This is a genomic window from Arthrobacter sp. zg-Y820, assembly GCF_030142155.1.
Taxonomy (GTDB): Bacteria; Actinomycetota; Actinomycetes; order Actinomycetales; family Micrococcaceae; genus Arthrobacter_B.
On record NZ_CP126247.1, the window covers coordinates 2,667,656 to 2,689,776 of the forward strand.

Here is a 22,121-nt window from a genome sequence, read left to right on the forward strand (position 1 = left end):
CGGGATCAGGAGGCCAGCTCGTCCTCGGAGATGTCCAGTTCGTTGCCCGGGATCGAAGCCAGCAGTTTCCGCGTGTAGGGGTGCCGGGGGTTCGAAAAGACTTCCTCCGACGACGCCGCTTCCACCAGCTCCCCGTCCTTCATGACGCAGACGTAATCCGAGATCAGCCGGACCACGGCCAGGTCGTGGGAGATGAAGAGGTAGCTCAGTCCGAGTTCGGCCTGCAGGTCACCCAGCAGTTTCAGGATCTGGGCCTGAACCAGTACGTCCAGGGCCGACACCGGCTCGTCGCAGACGATCAGCTCGGGCTTCAGCGCCAGCGCCCGGGCAATCGCCACGCGCTGCCGCTGCCCGCCGGACAGCTCCGCGGGATAGCGGCGCAGCATCGACTGCGGCAGCGCCACCTGCTCCATCAGCTCACGCACCCGCGCGGCCCGCTCGATCTTGGACCCGCGCTTGTACGTCTTCAGCGGCTCGTCCAGGATCCGCTCGATCGTGAACATGGGATCCAGGGAGGAGTACGGATCCTGGAAAATCGGCTGGACACGCTGCCGGAATTCACGCAGCTTGCCCTTTTCCAAACCTCCGACATCGATCCCGTCGAAGGTAATCGTTCCGCTGGTGGGTTCAATCAGCTTCAGCAGCATTCTGGCGGTGGTGGTCTTGCCGGAGCCGGACTCCCCCACGATCGCCACGGTCCGGCCGCGGGGAATGTCCAGGGTCACGTTACGCGCGGCATAGAAGTCCTCGGACCGCCCGCGGATCTTGAACACCTTGGTCAGGTCGCGGATTTCCACGATGTTGTCCGGTGCGGCCGTGCTGCCGGCACCGGCGTCCCCGGCGTCGTGCCCCGCCGCCCCGGCGACGGCGACGTCGTCGGCCAGCCCCGCTTCGCCGTCGCGCTCCGCGAAGGCCTGCTCGGCGAGTTTCAGCCGCTGGGCCGCCGGCACGGTAAAGGCACCGGGGCTCAGCCGCACGGCTGCCACGCTGGGCGCCGCTGAAACCAGGGCCTGCGTGTAGGGATGCTGCGGATCCTCCAGCAGCTGGCGGGCGGGGCCGGTTTCCACCACCAGCCCGCGGTGCATCACCACCAGCTCGGAAGCGCGTTCGGCGGCCAGCCCCAGGTCATGCGTAATCAGCAGCACCGAGGTGCCCAGTTCCTCGGTCATCTTGCCGATCTGGTCCAGGATCGTCCGCTGCACCGTCACGTCCAGGGCCGACGTCGGTTCATCAGCGATCAGCAGCCGCGGCCGGCAGGCCAGGCCAATGGCGATCAGTGCGCGCTGGCGCATGCCGCCGGAGAACTCATGGGGATACTGTTTGGCCCGCTCCGCGGCGTCGGGCAGGCCCGCTGCGGTAAGGACCTCGATGACCTTGCGGTCCAGGTCCTTGGACGTGGCCATCCCGTGCACCAGCAGGGTCTCCGCCACCTGGGTGCCGATCTTCGTGACCGGGTTCAGGTTGGACATCGGATCCTGCGGCACCAGCCCGATGGAGCGCCCCCGGATGGCCCGCATCTTGGTCTCGGGCATCCCCACCAGCTCGGTTCCGTCAAAGCGGATGCTGCCGGAGGCGACCTTGCCGTTGCCCGGCAGCAGGCCAATCACGGCCATGGCGGTGGTGGACTTTCCGGATCCCGACTCGCCCACAATGGCCAGCGTCTTTCCCCGGGGAAGGGCGAAGGAGGCGCTCTTCACCGCCTGCACCTCGCCGTCGGTGGTCCGGAAGTTAACCGCGAGATCGGTCACCTCAAGCAGGGGAACGTCAGGGCTGATTTCAGTCATTTCCCTATCCTGCCTTACTTGGAGCAGTGGTGTGAGCCGTGTCTCACCGGCCCTTGCCGGTTTTTTTTCATTTAGACTGTCAATCCACGCATATTGTCCAGACATGGCCAGCCATGCACTCGGGCACGGGTGCCGAAAACAGCGATGGAAACACCGTTAGGCACCACCGTGCGAGAACCGTCAGACCACACCAGGGATGGAGCGTCCCGGAGGAGAACAACAGCTGTGACAGATCCCGGCATCGGCCGCCGCTCCTTCCTTCGGGCCGGTGCCCTCCTCGGGGCACTCGCCCTCGCCGGATGCACCGCCACCCCGCCCGACAGCAACGCCACCGCTTCGGCTTCCGCCTCCGGCTCCCAGGGCGGACCCAGCGCCACCTTCACCTTCGCCACCGCCGCACGCCCGTCGGGGCTGGATCCGGCCCTGGTCACCGACACCGAGAGCCACCGGGTCACGCGCCAGATCTTCGAGGGCCTCGTGGGCGTCGATGCCCTGACCTCCGCGCCCACCCCGCTGCTGGCCGAGAGCTGGACCGAGTCGGAGGACGGCCGCAGCTACACCTTCGCGCTGCGCAAGGGCGTCACCTTCCACGACGGGGAGCCGTTCAACGCCGACGCCGTCTGCGCGAATTTTGAGCGCTGGTACCACCTGCCCGCCTCCGCCCGCGGAGTCGGCAATCTTGCCTACCAGTCAGTCTTCAACTCCTATTCGGACCGTCCGGAACTGGCGGTGTACAAATCCTGCACCGCTGTGGACGAACACACGGTTCGGATCGACCTGGCCACGCGCCTGACCGGATTCATTCCGGCACTGGCCTCGCCCGAGTTTGCCATGTCCTCGCCCAAGGCCCTCCGGCAGTTCAACGCCGATGCCCTCAGCTCCGAAAAGGACGGCCAGAGGCTCTCGGAATATGCCCTGCACCCGGTGGGCACCGGACCGTTCTTCCTGGAATCCTGGGAAGGCGACGAAGTGCGCCTGGCAACCTACCCCGACTACTGGGGCGAACGCGGGCAGATCGCGGGCATCGTCTTCAAGACGATGACCAGTCCCGAAAGCCGGCTCCGCGCCCTGAAAAGCGGGCAAGTGGACGGCTACGACCTCGTCACCGTGGCCGATGTGGACGACCTGGCCCGCAACGGCCTGCAGATCCTGCAGCGCGACCCGTACTCGGTCCTGTATCTGGGCATCAACCAGGCCTTCCCGGGCCTGGACAACGTCAAGATGCGCCAGGCCATTGCCCACGCCATCGACAAGGGCGCGCTCCTGGAGGGACTGTTCCTGAACGGAACCAAGCAGGCCAACCAGTTCGTTCCCGAAAAGCTCGGTGTCTCCTCCGGATCCGTGACCAGCTACGGATACGACCCAGAACGGGCCGCCGAGCTGCTCAAGGAGGCCGGCTACAAGGGCGCCGAACTGCCCTTCCACTATCCCCGCCACGTCACCCGCGCGTATCTGCCGACACCGGAGCGGGTGTACGCCGAGCTCAGCCGCCAGCTAACTGCCGTTGGCCTGAATATTAAGCCGGTTCCGGTGGAATGGTCCGACGATTATCTGCAGAGCGTGCAGCGCAGCGGTGACCGCGCCCTGCACCTGCTGGGCATCAGCGGCACCTACGACGATCCGGACAACTTCGTGGGCAGCCTGTTCGGCAGCTACACCGAGGAATTCGCCTACGACGACGCGCAGCTGCTGAGCAAGATTGACCGGGCACGCACCCTGGAATCCGGACCGGAACAGACCGAGGCGTACACGGCCATCAGCGACCGGATCGCCACCCGGGTGCCGGCCATTCCGCTGGCCTTTCCGATCTCCGCGCTGGCGTTCTCCCCCAGAGTCGCCGTCTATCCGACCTCTCCCCTGCTCAACGAAGTCTTCAACCGGATCGAGCTCCGCGAACCGTAAGTACCTGCACCCCGCGCTCCGGCAAGCTCAGGTGATTTTAGTAAGGGGACCGGTAGCGATACGCTTCTAGGGCTAGCGCCCTCGCGACTGGAGATATGAAGTTGACTGCTAATAGCCCGGCGGACAAGTCCGCAACCAAAACCGATGTTCTGCTGATCGGCGGCGGCATCATGAGCGCGACCCTCGGGGCGTTCCTGAAGCAGCTCCAGCCTGATTGGGACATTTCCCTATTTGAGCGCCTCGACCGTGCCGGGCTGGAAAGCTCGGACCCCTGGAACAATGCCGGCACCGGCCATGCCGCGCTCTGCGAGCTGAACTACAGCCCCGCAGCGGCCGACGGTTCCGTTGACCCGGCGAAGGCCGTGGGCATCAACGAACAGTTCCAGGTTTCGCGCCAGTTCTGGTCCCACATGGTCTCCTCCGGCCACATCTCGAACAGCTTCATCAACCCGCTGCCGCACATGAGCTTCGTCTGGGGTGACGCGCACTCCGAATACCTGCGCCGCCGCTACGAGTCGCTGAGCGCGCAGCCGCTGTTCAAGACCATGGAGTTCTCGGAGGATCCGGCCAAGCTGGCCGAATGGGCTCCGCTGATCATGGAGGGCCGGAACCCCTCCCAGCGTGTTGCCGCCTCCCGCGTCGCGGGCGGCACCGACGTCGATTTCGGCGCCCTGACCCGAGAGCTCACCGGCTACCTGGGCAACAACGGCGTGGAGATGAACTACGGCCACGAGGTCAACAACGTCTCCCGGTCCTCCAACGGCGGCTGGGACGTCAAGGTCAAGAACCGCGCCACCGGGCAGTCCCGGACGGTTTCGGCCCGCTTTGTCTTCATCGGCGGCGGCGGCGGTGCCCTGCATCTGCTCCAGGCCTCGGGCATTCCCGAGGGCAAGGGCTTCGGCGGCTTCCCCGTCTCCGGCCAGTTCCTGCGCTCCACCGACGACTCGATCATCTCCCGGCACAACGCCAAGGTGTACGGCCAGGCCTCGGTGGGCGCCCCGCCCATGTCGGTGCCGCATCTGGACACCCGCTTCGTCAACGGCCAGCGTTCGCTGCTGTTCGGCCCGTACGGCGGCTTCTCCCCCAAGTTCCTCAAGAGCGGTTCCTACCTGGACCTGCCCGGATCGGTCCGCCCGGACAACCTGCTGCCGATGCTGGCCGTCGGCAAGGACAACATGTCCCTGGTGAAGTACCTGATCACCGAAGTGCTGAAAACCCGCGAGGGCAAGACCAAGGCACTGCAGGAATTCGTTCCCGGAGCTGTCACCGAGGGCTGGGACCTGATCACCGCCGGCCAGCGCGTGCAGGTCATCAAGAAGGATCCGAAGAAGGGCGGCGTGCTGCAGTTCGGCACCGAACTCATCACCGCCGCCGACGGCTCCGTGGGTGCCCTGCTGGGCGCCTCCCCGGGCGCCTCCACCGCTCCGCCGATCATGGTGAACCTGCTCAAGCGCTGCTTCCCCGCCGAATTCGGCGGCTGGGAGGCCAAGATCAAGGACATGATCCCGGGCTACGGCGTCAAGCTCAACGAAAATGAGTCCCTGCTGGACGAAATCACCCAGGACACCAACCGCGTCCTCGGCCTGAACTAACCGCACCGCCGCATCATTTTTACCCGTTGGACCGGGCCGACCCATCCGGTCGGCCCGGTCCTTCGAACTATCTGCACCGGTACGGTTTCCCCGTCCGGAACGTTTTGCCGATCTACGTCAGTTCCGCCCTTCCTAAGGCAGGCTCATGGACCGCTTGGCCAAGCTTTCCCTCTCCAACCGGGCGCTCATTGCCCTGATCACCGTTTTCACGGTGGTCTTCGGCGTGATCTCCATGGGGTCGCTGAAGCAGGAGCTCATCCCCTCGCTGGAGTTCCCGCAGATCAGCGTGATCACGGCCCTGCCCGGCGCGTCCCCGGAGGTGGTGGACAAGCAGATCAGTGAACCCCTCGAAGGCGCGCTCACCGCCGTCGAAGGCCTGGAATCCTCCTCGGCCACCTCGCGTTCCTCGATTTCCACCATCAACCTGACCTTTGCCTACGGCACCGACCTGGACCGCGCCCGCGGCCAGGTGGACCGGGCAATCTCGAACGCCCGGCAGCTGCTGCCCGACGACGTGAATCCGCAGTCCCTGGCCGGCAGCATCAGCGACTTCCCGATCGTGTACATGGCAGTGTCCTCGGATCAGCCGCTGGCCGAGCTCAACAGCGAACTGCAGCGGCTGACGGTTCCGCGGCTGCAGAAGATCGAAGGGGTGCGGACCGCCGAAGTCACCGGCGGCTCCACCCGGAGCATCGCCATTCTTCCCGACTCCGCGGCCCTCGCCGCCCTGGGGGTTGGGCCGTCGGCCATCTCGGAGGCACTGGAAAACAGCGGCGCCCTGGTGCCTGCCGGCACCGTTTCCGAGGACAGCCGGACCCTGCCCATCCAGGTGGGCAGCCCGCTGGACAGCCTGGAGAAAATCGCCGCCCTTCCGGTCGAATCCACGCAGGACTCCGGAGCGGGCGCCGATCCGGTGACCATCGGCGACGTCGCGACCGTGGACATCGCCGAAGATGAGAACACCTCCATCACCCGCACCAACGGGGAGCCGACGCTGGCGGTGTCCATCACCAAGACCCCCGCCGGCGACACCGTGGGCATTTCGCACGAGGTTCTGGACCTGCTGCCGGCACTGGAAGCCGAGCTCGGCAACGGCGCGAAATTCACCGTGGTCTTCGATCAGGCGCCCTTCATTGAAGAATCCATCTCCAACCTGACCACCGAGGGCATCCTGGGCCTGGGCTTCGCCGTCCTGGTGATCCTGGTCTTCCTGCTCTCGGTGCGTTCCACCCTGGTCACCGCCGTGTCCATTCCGCTGTCCCTGCTGGTGACGTTCATCGGCCTGCTGGCGTTCGGGTATTCCCTGAACATTTTGACCCTGGGCGCGCTGACCATTGCGATCGGCCGCGTGGTGGACGACTCCATTGTGGTCATTGAAAACATCAAGCGGCACCTGGGCTACGGCACCGACAAGCGGACCGCCATCCTGACCGCCGTCCGCGAAGTGGCCGGCGCCATCACCGCCTCGACCCTGACCACAGTGGCCGTTTTTGCGCCGATTGCGTTTGTCGGCGACCTGGCCGGTGAACTTTTCCGGCCGTTCGCCATCACCACCTCCCTGGCGCTGCTGGCATCGCTGCTGGTGTCCCTGACGATTGTGCCGGTGCTGGCGTACTGGTTCCTGAAGTCATCTCCCCCGGTCGCCGATCCCGCCGCGTACCGCGCCGACGCCGAAGCCCGGGAGTCCCGGACGCCCCTGCAGCGCGGCTATCTGCCGATCCTGCGCACCACGCAGCGGCATCCCGTCTACACCCTGGCCGCCGGCCTCGTCGTCCTGGTCGGAACCGCGGCGATGACCCCGCTGCTGCAGACCAACCTGCTCGGAGACACCGGGCAGAACACGTTCAGCGTGCGGCAGGAAATGCCGCCGGGCACCGCACTGGAAACCACCTCGGCGGCTGCCGAAGAGGTGGAGGAGACGCTGCGCGGCACCGAGGGCGTCAAGGATGTCCAGGTCACCATGGGCACCTCGAGTTCGGGGTTTGCCGCCTTTACCGCCGGCGGATCCGCGGTGGCTTCGTACACCGTCATCACCGAGCCCGGGGTGGACCAGGTGGCGCTGCGGGAGACCGTCAGCGCCGAGCTGGACGGCCTGGACGACGACGCCGGGAACCTCACCCTGGGAACCACCGGCGGCGGTTTCGGCACCTCGAACACCGTGGACATCAGCCTCTCCGCCGGTGATCCCGCCGAGCTGCAGCCGGCCGCCGAGCAGGTCACAGAGGCGATGTCCGAGCTGCCCGCAGCCGCCGAAGTCACCAGCAACCTGTCCTCCTCCTCCCCCGTGGTCCAGATTTCGATCGACCGCGCCAAGGCGGTGGCGGCCGGGCTGAATGAGCAGCAGATCGCCGGCCTGATGGCCTCGACCCTGAGTCCGCTGCCGGGCGGAACCATCCGGATCGGCACCGACGACTTCCCGGTCCTGATCGGCGAGGGAACCACCGTCACCAGCATTGAGCAGCTCAGTGCCGTGCCGGTGCCCGCCGGCTCCGGCACGGTGCCGCTGAGCTCGCTGGCGACGGTCGAGGAAGTGGATGTCCCGACGTCGATTTCCTCCTCCGGCGGCGAGCGCACCGCCGTCGTCTCCGTGGCCCCGGCGGGCGACAACCTGGGGGCGGCGATCACCGAGGTGCAGGCCCAGCTCGACGGGCTGGAGCTGCCGGCCAGCGTCACCGCCACCCTCTCCGGTGCCGCCACCCAGCAGAACGAGTCCTTCACCCAGCTCGGACTGGCGCTGCTGGCGGCCATCGCCATTGTGTACGTGATCATGGTGGCGACGTTCAAATCCCTGGTCCAGCCGCTGATCCTGCTCGTCTCCGTGCCGTTTGCCGCCACCGGGGCGATCCTGCTGCTGCTGGTCACCGGGGTGCCGCTGGGTCTTCCCTCCCTGGTGGGCATGCTGATGCTCGTCGGCATTGTGGTGACCAACGCCATCGTGCTGGTGGACCTGATCAACCAGTACCGCCGGCCGCACGACGGGCGGCCGGGAATGAACGTCCCGGATGCCATCATGAAGGGTGCCCGGCAGCGGCTGCGCCCGATCCTGATGACCGCGCTGGCGACGGTGTTTGCGCTGACCCCGATGGCGCTGGGCGTCACCGGAGAGGGCGGCTTCATTTCCCGGCCGCTGGCCATCGTGGTGATCGGCGGACTGGTGTCCTCGACCGTGCTGACCCTGATCCTGGTGCCGGTGCTGTACCGGCTGGTGGAGGGGTCGCGGGAAAAGCGGCGGGCCGGATCCGCCGATGCATCCGGCGGGTTCGCCCCGGCAGGTGCCGGCCCCACGGAATGATTCGTGCCGAACCGTCGTTGTGGCACCATGTAGATGCAAATGCATATACTTGGAGCAGTTCGGTTCGGCAGCCGCCGGAACACCATCGGAGGACACCATGCAGATCGGCGTATTCAGCGTCAGCGACATCACCCGCGACCCCGTCACCGGGCGGATCCCCACGGAAGGCGAACGGATCAAGTCCGCCGTGGCCATCGCGAAGAAGGTCGAAGAAATCGGGATGGACGTCTATGCCACCGGCGAGCACCACAACCCGCCGTTTTATGCCAGTTCCCCCACCACGCTGCTGGGCTACATTGCGGCGCAGACCGAGCGGATCATCCTCTCCACCGCCACCACGCTGATCACCACCAATGACCCGGTGAAGATCGCCGAGGACTTTGCCATGCTCCAGCACCTCTCCGACGGCCGGGTGGACCTGGTCCTGGGCCGGGGCAACACCGCCCCCGTCTACCCCTGGTTCGGCAAGAACATGCAGGACTCCGTGGAGCTGACAGTGGAGAACTACAGCCTGCTCCGCCAGCTCTGGGACAAGGACACCGTGAACTGGGAGGGGAAGTTCCGCACCCCGCTGCACAACTTCACCGCCACGCCCCGTCCGCTCGACGGCGTCGCCCCCTTCGTCTGGCACGGCTCCATCCGCACGCCGCAGGTGGCGGAGATTGCCGCCTACTTCGGCGACGGCTTCTTCGCCAACAACATCTTCTGGCCGAAGGAGCACTACATGCAGCTCATCGGCCTGTACCGCGAACGCTACGAGCACTACGGCCACGGCCGCGCCGATCAGGCGATCGTGGGCCTGGGCGGCCAGTTCTTCATGCGGAAGAACTCCCAGGACGCCGTGAACGAGTTCCGTCCGTACTTCGACAACGCCCCGGTGTACGGCCACGGCCCCACCATGGAGGACTTCACCGCGCAGACCCCGCTGACAGTGGGCAGCCCGCAGGAAGTGATCGAAAAAACCCTGTCCTTCCAGGAATACTTCGGAAACTACCAGCGCCAGCTCTTCCTGATCGACCATGCCGGCCTGCCCCTGAAGACCGTGCTGGAGCAGCTGGACCTCTTCGGCGAATACGTGCTGCCGGAGCTGCGCCGAGAATTCGACTCCCGCCGCCCGGCCGATGTTCCGGACGGTCCTACGCATGCCGCACGGGTAGCCGCAGCGTCACGTGCATCAGCGGCTCCTTCTTTTCAGTAGGGTAGAGGCATGTCCCCGGATACCAGCAGCGTCCCCGTTCGACAGGCAGCAGAGGCCTGGGAGTCCCTTTTCCGGACCCAGGTGGGGGTGATGAGGCGGCTCCAGAAGGATCCGGCGTTCAAGAACCTGACGATGCGCGAGTACGACGTCCTGTTCAACCTCACCCGCTGCCCCACCGGCTGGATCCGCCTGAACGAGCTCAATGAGCACCTGCTGATCAGCCAGCCGAGCCTCAGCCGCATGGTGGAACGGATGGAGGCCAAGGGGCTGGTGCAGCGCCGTCCGGCGCAGAACGACCAGCGCGGCGTTGAGCTGGCACTGACCGACGAGGGCCGGGACATGCAGCGCCGCCTGGGCCGGGTCCATGTGCAGGGAATCCATGAGCTGCTCTCGCCGGCGCTCAGCAGCGAGGAACTCAACCAGCTCAAGCTCCTCACGGACAAGGTGCTGGCCAGCCTGGCCGCCAGCGACGACTAGCACCGCCTGATCCGAACCACGGCGGGAGCCAGCAGTGGAAACCTTCAGCGCCGACAGCATCCCCGACCAGAGCGGAAAAACCGCAGTCATTACGGGCGCCAACAGCGGCTTGGGACTGCAGACCGCCCTCGTCCTCGCCGCGAAGGGCGCCTGCGTGGAGCTGGCCTGCCGGAACGCAGCGCGGGGCGAAGCGGCGCTGCAGCGGATCCGCGCCGAGACCGGAAGCGACCGGGTGCGGGTGCGCCCGCTGGATCTGGGCTCCCTGGCCTCCGTGCGGGCCTTCGCCGCCGCGCAGGAGGCCCCGGTGGACCTGCTCATCAACAACGCAGGGGTCATGGCCACCCCGCACCGCGCCACGGCCGACGGGTTCGAGCTCCAGTTCGGGGTGAACCATCTGGGCCACTTCGCACTGACCGGGCTGCTGCTGCCGATGCTGCGCGCCGCCCGCGCTCCGCGCGTGGTCACCGTCTCCAGCCTCGCCCACCGCGGCGGAAGGATGTATTTCGACGATCTGGACGCCGCACGCAGCTACCGGCCCTGGGCGCGGTACAACCAGAGCAAACTGGCCAACCTGCTGTTCACCTTCGAGCTTTCCCGCCGTCTCGAGGCCCGCGGCGAGAACCTCATCGCCGCAGCGGCCCATCCCGGCTTCGCCAGCACCAACCTCACCTCCGGTATGAACTACCCCGCCAGCCTGGACGTCCTGGGTGCCTTCTTCCGCCTGCTGGGCCAGAACGGGGCACTCGGGGCGCTCCCCACGCTGTATGCCGCTACGGCTCCCGAGGTGCGGGGCGGGGACTTTTACGGGCCGGACGGTCCCGGACAGCTGCGCGGCACATTGCACGGCAAGCCCGCCCCGGTAACTCCGGCGCCCCAGGCCCGGGACCCGGACGCCGCCCGCCGGCTATGGGAGGTCAGCACCAAGCTCACCGGCGTTACGTTCCCCGGGTTGGAGTAACCGCCCCTACGGTCCGGGGGTGCCGGTGTCGGCAGCCGTCAGCGGCACGTCCGAAAACGCCAGCCGGGGCACCAGCAGCAGCAAGCCGGCGGCAAGGAAGCCCGTTCCCGAGCACACGGCCCACACCGTGAGATAGCCCGACAGGGGCGCCGCGGTCTGCAGGCCCGTGCCTCCGGCCACGGCGTCAGTCGCCGCGCTCAGCAGCGCTATTCCGAACACCGCTGAGGCAAACGACCCGCCGATGGTCTTCGTTGTGTTCGTGAGGCCGGTGGCCATGCCGGTGCGGTTTCGCGGGGCGGCAGCGGCCGCGGCGGAGGGCAGCGCGGCGACCAGCGCACCCGAGCCCAGCCCGGCAACGATCATGTTGGTCAGCGTCTGGGCCAGGGTGTCGTGGAAGGGCAGGAACAGCAGGTAGCCGATGCCCACCAGCGCCGCGGCACCGCAGAGGGTCAGCCTCGGCGTCGTGCGCCGCGCAACCACCGGAAAAATCAGGGCTCCGAGGAGCACCGACAGCACATAGGACCCGATGATGATCGACACGTCCCCCGCGTCCAGCCCCAGGCCGTAGCCGTGCACCCCGCGGTCAGTGCGGGCGAAAGTGGACATGGGCGCCTGCGCGCCGAGGACCGAAATCCCGAACAGGCCGGCGGTGAGCTGGACAGGCCACATGGATTTCTCCCGCAGCATTCGGAAGTCCACCAGCGGATCGGCCAGGCCCAGTTCGTAGCGGACGAACGGCACGAGCGCTGCCACCCCGGACAGCAGGACCAGCCAGACCCACCAGGTGCCCGGACCGTTGATCCGCAGGAAGCTCAGTCCGGACGTGATCAGCAGCAGTCCGAACGCGAGCAGCAGGAAGCCCCGGCCGTCCAGGATCCCGCCGGCGCGGTCGGTGGTTTCCGGAACACCGAAGTGGATGGCGGCGATGCACAGCGTCACGGCCGCTGCGGGAATCATCAGGGTGAGCTCCAGCCTGCCGGCGAAGACTTCCACCAGGGCACCGGCAGCCAGCGCTCCGACAATAACGCCGAATTGGAGGGCGCCGACCAGCAACCCGGCTGCCTTGCGGGTCAGGGCCGCGCCGCCCGGGGACCCGGCAGCCCTGCCGAAAATCAGCGCGATCTCCAAAGGCAGCCAGACCACGTAAAACCCCTGCAGCGACCAGGCCGCCAGGAACGTCCAGAAGTCCGGCGCAAAGGCCACGCCCCAGGACGCGGCGGCAGTTACCACGGTGGAGACCAGCAGGATCCGCTTATGCCCGTGGATATCGCCCAGCTTGGCCAGGACCGGCACGGCGAGCGCGCTGAGCATCAGCTGCGCGGCCTCGAACCAGTTGACGTCGCCGTCGCTGATGCCCAGGCGGCGGGCAATGTCGGTGAGGATCGGCGTGTAGTACCCCTGCAGGATGCCGCTGGTGATTTCGACAAGGGCCAAGAAGAACACCACCGGTCCCAGCGAGCGCAGGCTGCGGCGCCCGACGTCGGCGGCCGGCTTCACCGGGCGGCCTCGAGGCTGCGCAGCAGGCGGACGTAGAACAGGATCCCCTCGCCGAAGGTTTCCACTCCCAGCGATTCGTTGTCTCCGTGGATGCTGGCCCGGGCCTGGCGGTCCATCCGGAACGGGGCGAACCGGTACACCGCGTCGCAGATTCCGGTGAAGCGCCTGGAGTCGGTCCCGGCGAGCATGACGTACGGAGCGGGCGCGGCGTCCGGGAAGACTGCCGTGATGGTCCTGGCAAGCAGGGCGAACTGGTCATTGTCGGTGGCCGACACCGGAGACGGTTCATTGCCTTCAACCACCCGCAGCGACACCGATGGGTCCCTGATGATCCGCTTCAACCGCCTGACCGTCCCCTCCACCGTGTCCCCGACGGCGATCCGGATATTGGCGTTGGCCGTCGCCCGGGACGCCAGCACGTTGGCGGCGCTGCTGCCCCGCAGCTGGGTCACGGCCACAGTGGTGCGTGTCAGGGCACCGGGTTCTCCGCCCATGCGGGCCAGCACCGTGGTGAGCGGCCGCCGGAAGAGTCCCATGTTCCGAAAAACCAGCCGCGCCGGAAAGCGGGCGGCGGAAGCCAGCCGCCCGAACATTTCCACCGTGGGGTTGGGCAGGGAGGCAGGCAACGGGTTCTCGTCCAGCCGGACGACAGCCCGGGCCAGACGGGCCGTGGCGCCCCGGCTGTGCGGCGTGGACGCGTGACCCCCTGAATCCTCGGTGGAGAGTTCCACGTCCAGGATTCCTTTTTCGGTAACACCCACCACGGCCACCGGCCGGTTCACAAACGGAAAAGCCTGCGTGGCCACCGCCCCGCCTTCATCCAACACCAGCCAGGGCCGGATACCCCGGCTGGCCAGCAGAGCTGCAGCAACTCCGGCGGTGGTCCCCGCCGTTTCCTCATTGTTCCCAAAGGACAGGTAGACGTCCCGCGCCGGAACGAAACCCTCCTCGACCAGAAGTTCCACGGCCTGCAGGATCGCAGCCAGGGCTCCTTTGTCATCCAGTGTTCCGCGTCCCCAGATCCTGGCGTCGGAGATGGCCCCGGAGAAGGGCGGATGATCCCACGAACCCGGATTCGTCACGGGGACGACGTCGTAGTGCGCCATCAGGACCAGCGGACCGCCGTTGGCCTCCGCGCCGGCTTCCGCGCTCCCGGAGCCGGGGGCTGGGACCGCCGGAGTTGCCCCCTTCCAGTGATAGAGCAGCCCGTACCCGTTCACCCGCTCCAGCGTCAGGTTCCGGTGAACCTGGGGAAACAACTCCGGCAGCGCCCCGATGAAGCTGTCGAATTCGGCAATCTCGATGTCCTGCGGATCCCGTGTGGACACGGTTCGGCAGGTGATGAGGCGGGAGAGCTTCGCGGCGGCAGCCGACCCGGCTTCCAGCGCCGCGGCAGCCGGCGGGGGCACGATGGACTTCGATTTCATGCCCCGAGTGTAGCGAGGACCACAGCGGACGCGCCGGTGCAGCACCCGCGACCCGGGGAGCGGATGTCCACGCCGCCTGTTGTGCGGAGGCGGCCCCTTATTCGGAGGCGGCCCCTTATTCGGAGGCGGCCCCTTATTCGGAGGCGGCCCGGAGCAGGGGCAGGGTGCGGCCTTCAAAATGTGTGTTCAGCACGATCACTGACGAAGACCGCACGATGGTCCGGGTGGCGACGATCGAATCGATGACGCGCTGCAGGTCCGAATTGGAGCGGGCCGCCACGCGCGCCAGCAGATCGCTTTCGCCCGAGACGGTGTGGACTTCCTGGATTTCCGGGATCTGCTCCAGCGCGTGCACGACGGCGGCGTGCCCGGTGTCCTGGCTGATGGTCAGGGAACAGTAGGCCACCACTCCGTAGCCCAGGGCGGCAGGATCCACCCGCGGACCCCACCCGGCAATGACCCCCAGCCGCTGCATCCGGTCCAGCCGCGCCTGAACCGTGGCACGCGCCACCTGCAGTGTGCGCGACGCCTCCAGCACGGACATCCGGGGTTCGTCGGTGAACAGTGCAATGATGCGGGCGTCCAGGGCGTCGGTAGGCATGTTTCCCTCTCCTGCACCGCGATCAGCTGTGCAAACTGTAAGCATTCTGGCACACACACGGTGCATTCCTTGTAGCCGGTGCCCGAGGCATAAGATGGTTAGGCCGCTTCACGGCAATCCCCCAACCTCAAAGGCGCCTCCTTTCATGACCACCCGAACGTCCGCAACCGGTCCTTCCGGATCAGGCACCCCGATTCCGGCGGAGCCGCCCACCGTGCGGAAGATGCGCCCCCGCCATCTGGTGTTCATGAGCCTGGGAAGCGCCATCGGCACCGGACTGTTTGTCGGCTCCGGAGCCGGCATCCAGGCTGCCGGGCCGGCGGTCCTGCTGTCCTTCCTCATCGCGGGCACCATGGTCATCCTCGTCATGCGGATGATGGGCGAGATGGCCGCCGCGGATCCCAGCAGCGGCGCCTTCTCCGTCTATGCGGAAAAGGCACTGGGCAGGCCTGTCGGCACCACCATCGGCTGGCTGTGGTGGCTGCAGCTGGTGATCGTCATCGCGGCGGAGGCCACTGCTGCGGCGGCCATCGTGGCCTCCATGTGGCCCGGCTCCCAGCAGTGGGTGCTGGCACTGGTCTTCATCAGCCTCTTCACCGCCATCAATCTGGGGGGTGCGGCGAGCTTCGGCGAATTCGAGTACTGGTTTGCGCTCCTGAAGGTGCTCGCCATCGTTGCCTTCCTGGGAGTCGGCATCGCCTTCATCGCCGGCTGGCTGCCCGGTGTTCCCGCCCCGGGCCTGAGCAACCTCACCGGCAACGGCGGCTTCATGCCCCACGGCTGGAGCGGAGTGGGTGCCGGGCTGCTGCTGGTGGTCTTCGCCTTCGGCGGCACCGAGATTGTCGCCGTCGCCGCCGCCGACACCGAGAACCCGGCCACCAACATTGCAAAGGCCATCAACTCGGTGGTGTGGCGCATCCTGATCCTGTTCATCGGTTCGGTGCTCGTGATTGTCACCATCCTGCCGTGGGACAGCGATTCCCTCAGCACCGGCCCCTTTGTCGCTGCCCTTGCCGCGGCCCGGGTGCCGGGCGCCGACGTCGTCATGGCTGTGGTCATTGTGGTGGCCCTGCTGTCCGCGCTGAACGCGAATCTCTACGGCGCGTCCCGGATGGTGTTCTCCCTGGCCGAGAGGGGCCGCGCCCCCAAGGCCCTGGGCCGCAAGAGCGCCAACGGCGTTCCGCGGGCAGCCGTCGGCGCCTCGGTGGCGTTCGGTTTCCTGGCCGTGGTGCTGAACTACCTCTACCCGGAGACGGTCCTGATGATCCTGCTGAACCTCGTGGGTTCAACCTGCCTGGTGGTCTGGGGTGTATCGATCGTTTCGCAGATCATCCTGCGCCGCCGGGCTGAGGCGGCGGGCATGGAGCTCAGCTTCAAGATGTGGGCCTTCCCCTGGCTCTCCTACTTTGCCCTGGCCCTGCTGGCCGGCATCGTGCTGCTCGGCTTCCTGGACTCCGCCGTCCGCATCCAGCTCGTGGCGACACTGGCCCTGACCTGCGCCCTGGGCACTGCCGCCTGGCTGCTGGACCGCAAAACGACGCAGTCGGGCAGCCAACTCCGGTAGCCGCCCGGCGGGTGGTGGCCTGCTCCACGGAATGCGGCGGGGTTTCTTGGGGAAATTACCGGGCAATTCAACCCCGCCGCGTTGTTTATACCTGAGTACATAACGACACATTTCCACCCCGGGCATAAAAAGAAAGACCATGTTCGGAAATGTCGCGACTATTCCCGACATAAAAGTCCCCAAGCCGCCACAGGCGGCGTGACGCCGCCTGGGCCACTCGAGTCCGGCATGATCCCCCACCCGGTGGCGCGCAGCCCTGAACCGCCGAGGTGAAGTGAGGCGGGCCGCAGGGTGCTGCCCGGTGCTGGGCGGTGCTGGGCGGTGCTGAGCGGGCGAACACACGGCCCAGCCCGGGCGAGGTCAGTGCCGGCAAACGCCCCTGCTACTGCCCCTTGCGCTTCTTGGGAATCAGCTCTGAATCGCTGGAGTTTTTTGCTCGTTTTTCAGCCCGCTTGTCCTTGATCGACTTGCCCGGCTTCTTCTCGTTTGAACCCTGTGGGGATTTACCTGACAATTTAGGCTCCTCATAAAGAAAATACGGATAGCTCAGACCATACGCGGTAAATAAATAAAAGCCAGTCTTCGCGCAAAACTGTGCAAGACCACGCTGGACGCCCGGCCGATCGGGGCGCCTGCGGTGCCGAGTGTGCACCTATGGCGGCTTGGATCGGGCTGACTGCATTGAGGGTGCAGCTATGGCGGGTTCCGCGGCGTCGAGCCCGCCACACCTGCACTCTCGATGAGGCACGGGAGCAGGTATCCCGGCAAAGCTGCACTCTCGGGGAACCGATCCCGCCGAAGCAGGCCCGGCCCCGCACTGCGAGCCGGCCCCGGAGCCACCGCTCCGAAACAACCGGTGCGCACTTTGCACACTGCACACTTTGTACAGGGCATCGTCCTGTCGATGAGCAGGATCAGGCAGGCTGTACATCCCGCGGCGAACGGATTGCACTGCAGAACCGCGCCGGTTAGGTTTCGACATATGGTCCCAGTCACAACACAGGTTCCGGAACTTTCCGGTGACGAACTGCGCCGGCTCTATCGGCTGCTCACCGCGGTGCGGCAGCTCGACCTGGCCGCCGTCGCCTGGCAGCGCCAAGGCATCATTCCCGGTTACGCGCCGGAGCTCGGGCAGGAGGCAGCCCAGGTGGGCAGCGCCTTCGCCATGGACACCAGCCGCGACTTCATCTTCCCCACGTACCGGGAAATGGGCACCGCGCTGACCCTGGGCGTGGACATGGTGCAGTACATGGCCACGCACCAGGCGTCCTGGCACGGCGGGCTGTACGATCCGGTGACCACCCGGCTGGCGCCCATCCAGGCAGTGGTGGGCGGGTCGGTGCTGCACGCCGTGGGCTGGGCTCACGGCCAGCGGCTGGCCGCGCAGGCAGACGCCACGCAGGCAGACGCCACGGCAGAGACCGCCCCTCCCGACGGCGCCCCCGCAACCGCCACCCCGTCCGACGGCGAGCCGGACGCCGCCCCGGCAGCCGGCCTCCCGGCGGCGCTGACCTACTTCGGCGACGGAGCCAGCTCGCAGGGCGACGTCCACGAAGCCATGAACTTTGCCGCGGTGCTCAAGGCCCCCGTGGTCTTCTTCGTGCAGAACAACGGCTGGGCCATCTCGCTGCCCACTGAGGCTCAGGTGGCCGGCGGCCGTGTGGCGGCCCGCGCCGCGGGCTACGGCATGAAGTCCCTGACGGTGGACGGCAACGACGTCACCGCCGTCGTCCGCGCCACCCGTGAAGCGTTGGCCCACGCCAGGGCCGGCCACGGACCGGTGCTGATTGAGGCCATGACCTACCGGCGCGGCCCGCACTCCACCAGCGACGATCCCGGCCGCTACCGCACGCTGGATGAGGAACGGCGCGACGCCGGCGCCGATCCCGTCGCACTGCTGGCGGAGCAGCTCCTGGCGTCCGGCCACGCCGACTCCGACTTCCTGGACGCCGCGCAGGCCGACGCGCTGGCCGCCGCCGACACCGTCCGCGACGGAGTGCAGGCCCTGAGGCCGCGGCCCGGCTCGGAGATGTTCGAGTTTGTCTTCGCCGAATCCACGCAGCAGCTGACAGATCAGGCCAGTGCCTGGCGGAAGGAATCCGAACATGACTGACCAGATGACCGGCAGCTCGGACCTGGCCGCAGATTCCGGAACCGCCGGCTCCGGCCCGGCAGTAACGTTGTCCATGCAGGCTGCCCTGATCCGCGCCCTGACCGAGATCATGGAGCAGAACCCGAGGGCGCTGATCCTGGGCGAGGACGTCGGCCGACTCGGCGGCGTCTTCCGCATCACCGACGGCCTGCAGCAGCGCTTCGGCGCCGACCGGGTCCTGGACACCCCGCTGGCTGAGTCGGGCATCCTCGGCATGTCGGTGGGACTGGCGATGGCCGGGTTCCATCCCATTCCCGAGGTGCAGTTCGACGGCTTTGCCTACCCCGCGGTGAACCAGATCGTGACCCAGCTGGCGCGAATGAACTACCGCAGCCGCGGAACCCTGCCCATGCCGGTCACGCTCCGGGTGCCCAGCTTCGGCGGGATCCGCGCCCCCGAGCACCACGGCGAATCCCTCGAGGCGCTGTTTGCCCACGTTCCGGGCCTGAAAGTGGTTTCGCCGTCGAACCCGCACGAGGCCTACCACCTGCTCAAGTACGCCGCCGCTCGCCCCGATCCGGTAATTTTCATGGAGCCCAAGTCCCGCTACTGGCAGAAGGGCGAAGTTCTCCCGGCCGACGGCGGCTCTCCCCTAGGCTCCAAGGTGGTCCGTTCCGGCAAGCACGTCACGCTCATCGCCTGGGGGGCCATGGTGGCCCGCTGCCTGCAGGTGGCCGAGCTCGCGGCCGAGGACGGCATCGAGGTGGAAGTCCTGGACCTGCGCTGGCTCAAGCCGATCGACGCCGCCGGGCTGGCGGCGTCGGTGGCGCGGACGCGGCGCGCCGTCGTCGTGCACGAAGCGCCGCTGACCTCGGGACTCGGGGCGGAGGTCGCCGCGCTGGTGACCGAGCGCTGCTTCGGCACCCTGCGGGCGCCGGTTGAGCGGGTCACCGGATTCGACGTACCGTATCCCTCAGGTGACCTGGAAGATGAATACATCCCGAACATTGACCGCATCCTGTTCGGGATCCAGCGAGTATTGGAGTATCGACGTGGCTGAAATCCCCTTTCCCCTGCCGGACCTCGGCGAAGGCCTGATTGAGGCCACCGTGCTGGAATGGCTGGTGGCCGAGGGCGATCAGGTGGAACGGAACCAGCCGCTCGTGGAGGTGGAAACCTCCAAGTCAGCGGTCGAGCTGCCGTCACCGCAGGCGGGCCGGGTAGCCCGCACCTACGGATCGCCGGGCGAGAAGATCAACGTCGGTGAACCGCTGATCATCTTCGAGGTGCCGGACAACACCGCGGGCATCGTGGGAACCGTACCGCAGGAGGCACCGGCGCGCCGCCGCTTCCGCCTGACCGCGGCACTGGACGAGGACTAAGCCATGGAACTGAGGACACACACCGTCGAGGGCACCGATCCGCAGCTTTTCGCCGAAATCATAACGCCCGACGACGGCGGCGCCGCCTCCCGGCCGATCCTCCTGCTGCACGGCTTCGCCTCCTCGTCGCAGCTGAACTGGCACGATTCCGGCTGGATCGGCGCCCTGACCGCCGCGGGGCGGACGGTGCTCACCGTGGACCTGCCGGGGCACGGCCGAAGCGCCGCGCCCGCGGATCTGGACGCCTACCGTCCCAGCCGGATCCGCGCGGACCTGCTGCAGCTGCTGATGGACGCCGGAGTGCTTCCACTGGCCGCCGACGATCCGGCAACCGGCGTTGACATCATCGGATATTCGCTGGGGTCCCGGCTGGCCTGGGAGTTCGGCGCCACCCAGCCGGAACTGGTGCACCGCATGGTCCTCGGCGGACCCGGCAGCGGCGATCCGCTGGCGGACTTCGACTTCTCCGCAGCCCGGGAGAACCTGGCGGGAGGCGGAGCGGTGGCCGATGAAACCACTGCCGAACTGCTGCGCATGGCCACCCTCGTTCCCGGCAACGACGTGCCTGCCCTGCTGAACATGGTCGAGGCCGCCAAGGAAGAGCCGTTTGTCCCCGCGGAGGCCGTCCCCGCCATGCCGCTGCTGCTGGTGGCCGGGGACCGGGACATTCTCGCAGCGGGCGCCCCGGAGCTGGCGGCTCTGTCCGGACAGGCCGAGCTGCTGTGGCTGCCGGGACGGACCCACGCCAACGCCGTGACGTCCCGGGCCTTCAAGCAGGCGGCCATCAACTTCCTGGCCTAGCCGCGTCCAGGGACCGCCCCAGCCTCCTCCAGTGAGAAGACACATAATTACGGCTTGATAAAGCCGCGCCCGCCTCCCGGGATCCGCCGCTGGCGCAGGATAGGGTGGAATGGTGAGTGGGGCAGGACCGAATTAATCAGGCGGCTGATCAATTCCCCCTCCGGTGGTGAGCAACAGACCCGGACCCTCCTGCCCATTTCTTCTTTCTTCGACACACCCTCTAGGAGGACACCCGTGGATGTACTCCTTGGGAAGCGCTACCGGACCACCGAGCTCATCGGTTCGGGCGGCGCTGCCTCCGTTTACCGGGCGGCCGATGAGCACCTGGGGCGGGAAGTGGCGGTCAAGCTATTCCATCCCAGCGTTAACGACGACGACGAGAACCGCCGCCAGCAGACCGAAATCCTCCTGCTGGCCACTCTGAACCACCCCGGCCTGGTCACCCTGCTGGACGCCGGCACCCTGGAGGACGACGACGGACGCCTCTCCACCTTCCTGGTCATGGAGCTCGTGGACGGCCCGGACCTGCGCCGCACGCTGAAATCCGGACCGCTGGGCCCCATCGCCACAGCTTCCCTGGGCGCCGATTTGGCCGACGCCCTGAACTATGTGCACTCCAACGCCGTGATTCACCGGGACGTCAAGCCCGCAAACATCCTCCTGTATCCGCAGGCCGAGAACGATACGCGCCTCTATCCCAAGCTCACCGACTTCGGCATCGCACGGATGACTGAGGCAACGATGGCCACGGCGCACGGCGCCACCATCGGCACCGCCAATTACCTCAGCCCGGAACAGGCTTTGGCCGGAGCGGTGGATCCGCGGACCGACATCTACTCCCTCGGGCTGGTGCTGCTCGAATGCCTCACCGGCGAAAAGGCGTTCCCCGGCCCGATCGTGGAGTCCGCCGTCGCACGCCTGGTCCGTGACCCGGAGGTGCCCGCGGAGCTCGGCTCCGACTGGGTTGAACTGCTGCGCGCCATGACCGCCCGAACCGTCGACGCCCGGCCGGACGCCCATGACGCCGCCGCGGCGCTGCGGGGCTTCGGCATGGAAGCCGAAGCCCCGCACAGCCCGGACTCTCCGGCGGATTCCGGGCCCGACGACGCCGTAACCGGCGGTGTCACCACCGGCAACATCTACATTCCGCTCCCGCCGGCCCACGCTCCCAGCCTGGGCTAGACCCGCTCCCGCAGGGATCGGCCGGCAGGGCAGCACACGGACAAAACGAAGCCCGGACCGGGTGCTCCCGGTCCGGGCTCCTGCGTAGCGTTCTGCGGGCTACTTGGATCCGCCCTCGGCGGATTCCTGGTCTTCCTCGGGCTCAAAGTTCGACGCTTCATCGGTGGACGCCGCGGCCACGCCATCCTTGGTGTCAGGAATGGTCCCCTCGGGTCCCGTTGTCTTCTCGCCGTCCTTGGAGTGATCCTCGTTGGCGTTCTTTTCGCTGCCCATGGTGGGTCTCCTCATCCGCTGCGTCTCCGCCGAAAATTCCGGCGCTTCCTTCGATACTAAGCCACCTGAGGGCTCGCCCGACAGCGGGACCGGCACCCG

18 protein-coding genes are annotated in these 22,121 nt (G+C 67.3%); 12 read left to right on the top strand and 6 right to left on the bottom strand.

Annotated features, from left to right (window positions below; genetic code table 11):
* Positions 1–5: 5 nt before the first annotated feature.
* On the bottom strand, positions 6–1,784 hold the full coding sequence (locus QNO08_RS12075; RefSeq protein WP_229965262.1) for a dipeptide ABC transporter ATP-binding protein: 1,779 nt from the start codon (positions 1,782–1,784) through the stop codon (positions 6–8).
* Between the two features lie 225 nt (positions 1,785–2,009).
* On the opposite strand from QNO08_RS12075, the gene QNO08_RS12080 reads away from it, so the two are divergent.
* The 6 genes from QNO08_RS12080 to QNO08_RS12105 all read left to right on the top strand — a co-directional run bounded on the left by QNO08_RS12080 (position 2,010) and on the right by QNO08_RS12105 (position 11,203).
* Positions 2,010–3,686: an ABC transporter substrate-binding protein gene (locus QNO08_RS12080; RefSeq protein ID WP_229965261.1), complete on the top strand. Its 1,677-nt coding sequence runs from the start codon at positions 2,010–2,012 to the stop codon at positions 3,684–3,686.
* A 95-nt stretch (positions 3,687–3,781) separates the two neighbouring features.
* Entirely contained in the window at positions 3,782–5,278 is a 1,497-nt protein-coding gene (locus QNO08_RS12085; RefSeq protein WP_229965260.1) for a malate:quinone oxidoreductase, read from the top strand.
* A gap of 145 nt (positions 5,279–5,423) precedes the next feature.
* On the top strand, positions 5,424–8,570 hold the full coding sequence (locus QNO08_RS12090) for an efflux RND transporter permease subunit (protein ID WP_229965259.1): 3,147 nt from the start codon (positions 5,424–5,426) through the stop codon (positions 8,568–8,570).
* Between the two features lie 97 nt (positions 8,571–8,667).
* Positions 8,668–9,768 carry an LLM class flavin-dependent oxidoreductase gene (locus tag QNO08_RS12095; protein ID WP_229965258.1) on the top strand — a complete coding sequence of 367 codons (1,101 nt, stop codon included), beginning with the start codon at positions 8,668–8,670 and terminating at the stop codon, positions 9,766–9,768.
* A 9-nt stretch (positions 9,769–9,777) separates the two neighbouring features.
* The gene (locus QNO08_RS12100) at positions 9,778–10,245 is read left to right on the top strand and encodes a MarR family winged helix-turn-helix transcriptional regulator (protein WP_229965257.1); all 468 of its coding nucleotides are present in this window, start codon (positions 9,778–9,780) and stop codon (positions 10,243–10,245) included.
* Between the two features lie 34 nt (positions 10,246–10,279).
* The gene (locus QNO08_RS12105) at positions 10,280–11,203 is read left to right on the top strand and encodes an oxidoreductase (protein ID WP_229965256.1); all 924 of its coding nucleotides are present in this window, start codon (positions 10,280–10,282) and stop codon (positions 11,201–11,203) included.
* Between the two features lie 6 nt (positions 11,204–11,209).
* Here QNO08_RS12105 and QNO08_RS12110 read toward each other — a convergent pair whose 3' ends face one another.
* From QNO08_RS12110 to QNO08_RS12120, 3 genes are all read right to left on the bottom strand, one after another.
* Positions 11,210–12,700: an MFS transporter gene (locus QNO08_RS12110; protein ID WP_229965255.1), complete on the bottom strand. Its 1,491-nt coding sequence runs from the start codon at positions 12,698–12,700 to the stop codon at positions 11,210–11,212.
* Positions 12,697–14,127, bottom strand: coding sequence for a M20/M25/M40 family metallo-hydrolase (locus tag QNO08_RS12115; protein WP_229965254.1), 1,431 nt, complete (start codon positions 14,125–14,127; stop codon positions 12,697–12,699). The genes QNO08_RS12110 and QNO08_RS12115 overlap by 4 nt, the downstream gene beginning before the upstream one ends.
* 133 nt (positions 14,128–14,260) lie before the next feature.
* Positions 14,261–14,728: an Lrp/AsnC family transcriptional regulator gene (locus tag QNO08_RS12120; RefSeq protein WP_229965253.1), complete on the bottom strand. Its 468-nt coding sequence runs from the start codon at positions 14,726–14,728 to the stop codon at positions 14,261–14,263.
* Between the two features lie 145 nt (positions 14,729–14,873).
* On the opposite strand from QNO08_RS12120, the gene QNO08_RS12125 reads away from it, so the two are divergent.
* Positions 14,874–16,292 carry an amino acid permease gene (locus QNO08_RS12125; RefSeq protein ID WP_442860479.1) on the top strand — a complete coding sequence of 473 codons (1,419 nt, stop codon included), beginning with the start codon at positions 14,874–14,876 and terminating at the stop codon, positions 16,290–16,292.
* Between the two features lie 382 nt (positions 16,293–16,674).
* On the opposite strand, the gene QNO08_RS12130 is transcribed toward QNO08_RS12125, so the two are convergent.
* On the bottom strand, positions 16,675–16,944 hold the full coding sequence (locus QNO08_RS12130; RefSeq protein ID WP_284155666.1) for a hypothetical protein: 270 nt from the start codon (positions 16,942–16,944) through the stop codon (positions 16,675–16,677).
* A gap of 330 nt (positions 16,945–17,274) precedes the next feature.
* Here QNO08_RS12130 and QNO08_RS12135 point away from each other — a divergent pair, with 330 nt between their 5' ends.
* From QNO08_RS12135 to QNO08_RS12155, 5 genes are all read left to right on the top strand, one after another.
* A complete protein-coding gene (locus tag QNO08_RS12135; RefSeq protein ID WP_229965252.1) occupies positions 17,275–18,405 on the top strand; it encodes a thiamine pyrophosphate-dependent enzyme in 1,131 nt (376 codons plus the stop codon).
* Between the two features lie 73 nt (positions 18,406–18,478).
* Positions 18,479–19,444 carry an alpha-ketoacid dehydrogenase subunit beta gene (locus tag QNO08_RS12140; protein ID WP_229965266.1) on the top strand — a complete coding sequence of 322 codons (966 nt, stop codon included), beginning with the start codon at positions 18,479–18,481 and terminating at the stop codon, positions 19,442–19,444.
* Positions 19,437–19,766 carry a biotin/lipoyl-containing protein gene (locus QNO08_RS12145; protein ID WP_229965251.1) on the top strand — a complete coding sequence of 110 codons (330 nt, stop codon included), beginning with the start codon at positions 19,437–19,439 and terminating at the stop codon, positions 19,764–19,766. The genes QNO08_RS12140 and QNO08_RS12145 overlap by 8 nt, the downstream gene beginning before the upstream one ends.
* 3 nt (positions 19,767–19,769) lie before the next feature.
* A complete protein-coding gene (locus QNO08_RS12150) occupies positions 19,770–20,567 on the top strand; it encodes an alpha/beta fold hydrolase (protein ID WP_229965250.1) in 798 nt (265 codons plus the stop codon).
* Positions 20,568–20,801: 234 nt separating this feature from the next.
* On the top strand, positions 20,802–21,749 hold the full coding sequence (locus QNO08_RS12155; protein ID WP_229965249.1) for a serine/threonine-protein kinase: 948 nt from the start codon (positions 20,802–20,804) through the stop codon (positions 21,747–21,749).
* A 99-nt stretch (positions 21,750–21,848) separates the two neighbouring features.
* Here QNO08_RS12155 and QNO08_RS12160 read toward each other — a convergent pair whose 3' ends face one another.
* Positions 21,849–22,022 (bottom strand): hypothetical protein, encoded by a 174-nt coding sequence (locus tag QNO08_RS12160; protein WP_229965248.1) that lies wholly within the window; start codon positions 22,020–22,022, stop codon positions 21,849–21,851.
* Positions 22,023–22,121 lie beyond the last annotated feature (99 nt).

Bases quoted from the DNA above. Each gene is read 5' to 3' on its own strand.
- QNO08_RS12075 (WP_229965262.1), bottom strand. From the start codon at position 1,784: ATGACTGAAATCAGCCCTGACGTTCCCCTGCTTGAGGTGACCGATCTC.
- QNO08_RS12085 (WP_229965260.1), top strand. From the start codon at position 3,782: ATGAAGTTGACTGCTAATAGCCCGGCGGACAAGTCCGCAACCAAAACC.
- QNO08_RS12090 (WP_229965259.1), top strand. From the start codon at position 5,424: ATGGACCGCTTGGCCAAGCTTTCCCTCTCCAACCGGGCGCTCATTGCC.
- QNO08_RS12095 (WP_229965258.1), top strand. From the start codon at position 8,668: ATGCAGATCGGCGTATTCAGCGTCAGCGACATCACCCGCGACCCCGTC.
- QNO08_RS12100 (WP_229965257.1), top strand. From the start codon at position 9,778: ATGTCCCCGGATACCAGCAGCGTCCCCGTTCGACAGGCAGCAGAGGCC.
- QNO08_RS12115 (WP_229965254.1), bottom strand. From the start codon at position 14,127: ATGAAATCGAAGTCCATCGTGCCCCCGCCGGCTGCCGCGGCGCTGGAA.
- QNO08_RS12120 (WP_229965253.1), bottom strand. From the start codon at position 14,728: ATGCCTACCGACGCCCTGGACGCCCGCATCATTGCACTGTTCACCGAC.
- QNO08_RS12125 (WP_442860479.1), top strand. From the start codon at position 14,874: ATGACCACCCGAACGTCCGCAACCGGTCCTTCCGGATCAGGCACCCCG.
- QNO08_RS12135 (WP_229965252.1), top strand. From the start codon at position 17,275: ATGGTCCCAGTCACAACACAGGTTCCGGAACTTTCCGGTGACGAACTG.
- QNO08_RS12140 (WP_229965266.1), top strand. From the start codon at position 18,479: ATGCAGGCTGCCCTGATCCGCGCCCTGACCGAGATCATGGAGCAGAAC.
- QNO08_RS12150 (WP_229965250.1), top strand. From the start codon at position 19,770: ATGGAACTGAGGACACACACCGTCGAGGGCACCGATCCGCAGCTTTTC.
- QNO08_RS12160 (WP_229965248.1), bottom strand. From the start codon at position 22,022: ATGGGCAGCGAAAAGAACGCCAACGAGGATCACTCCAAGGACGGCGAG.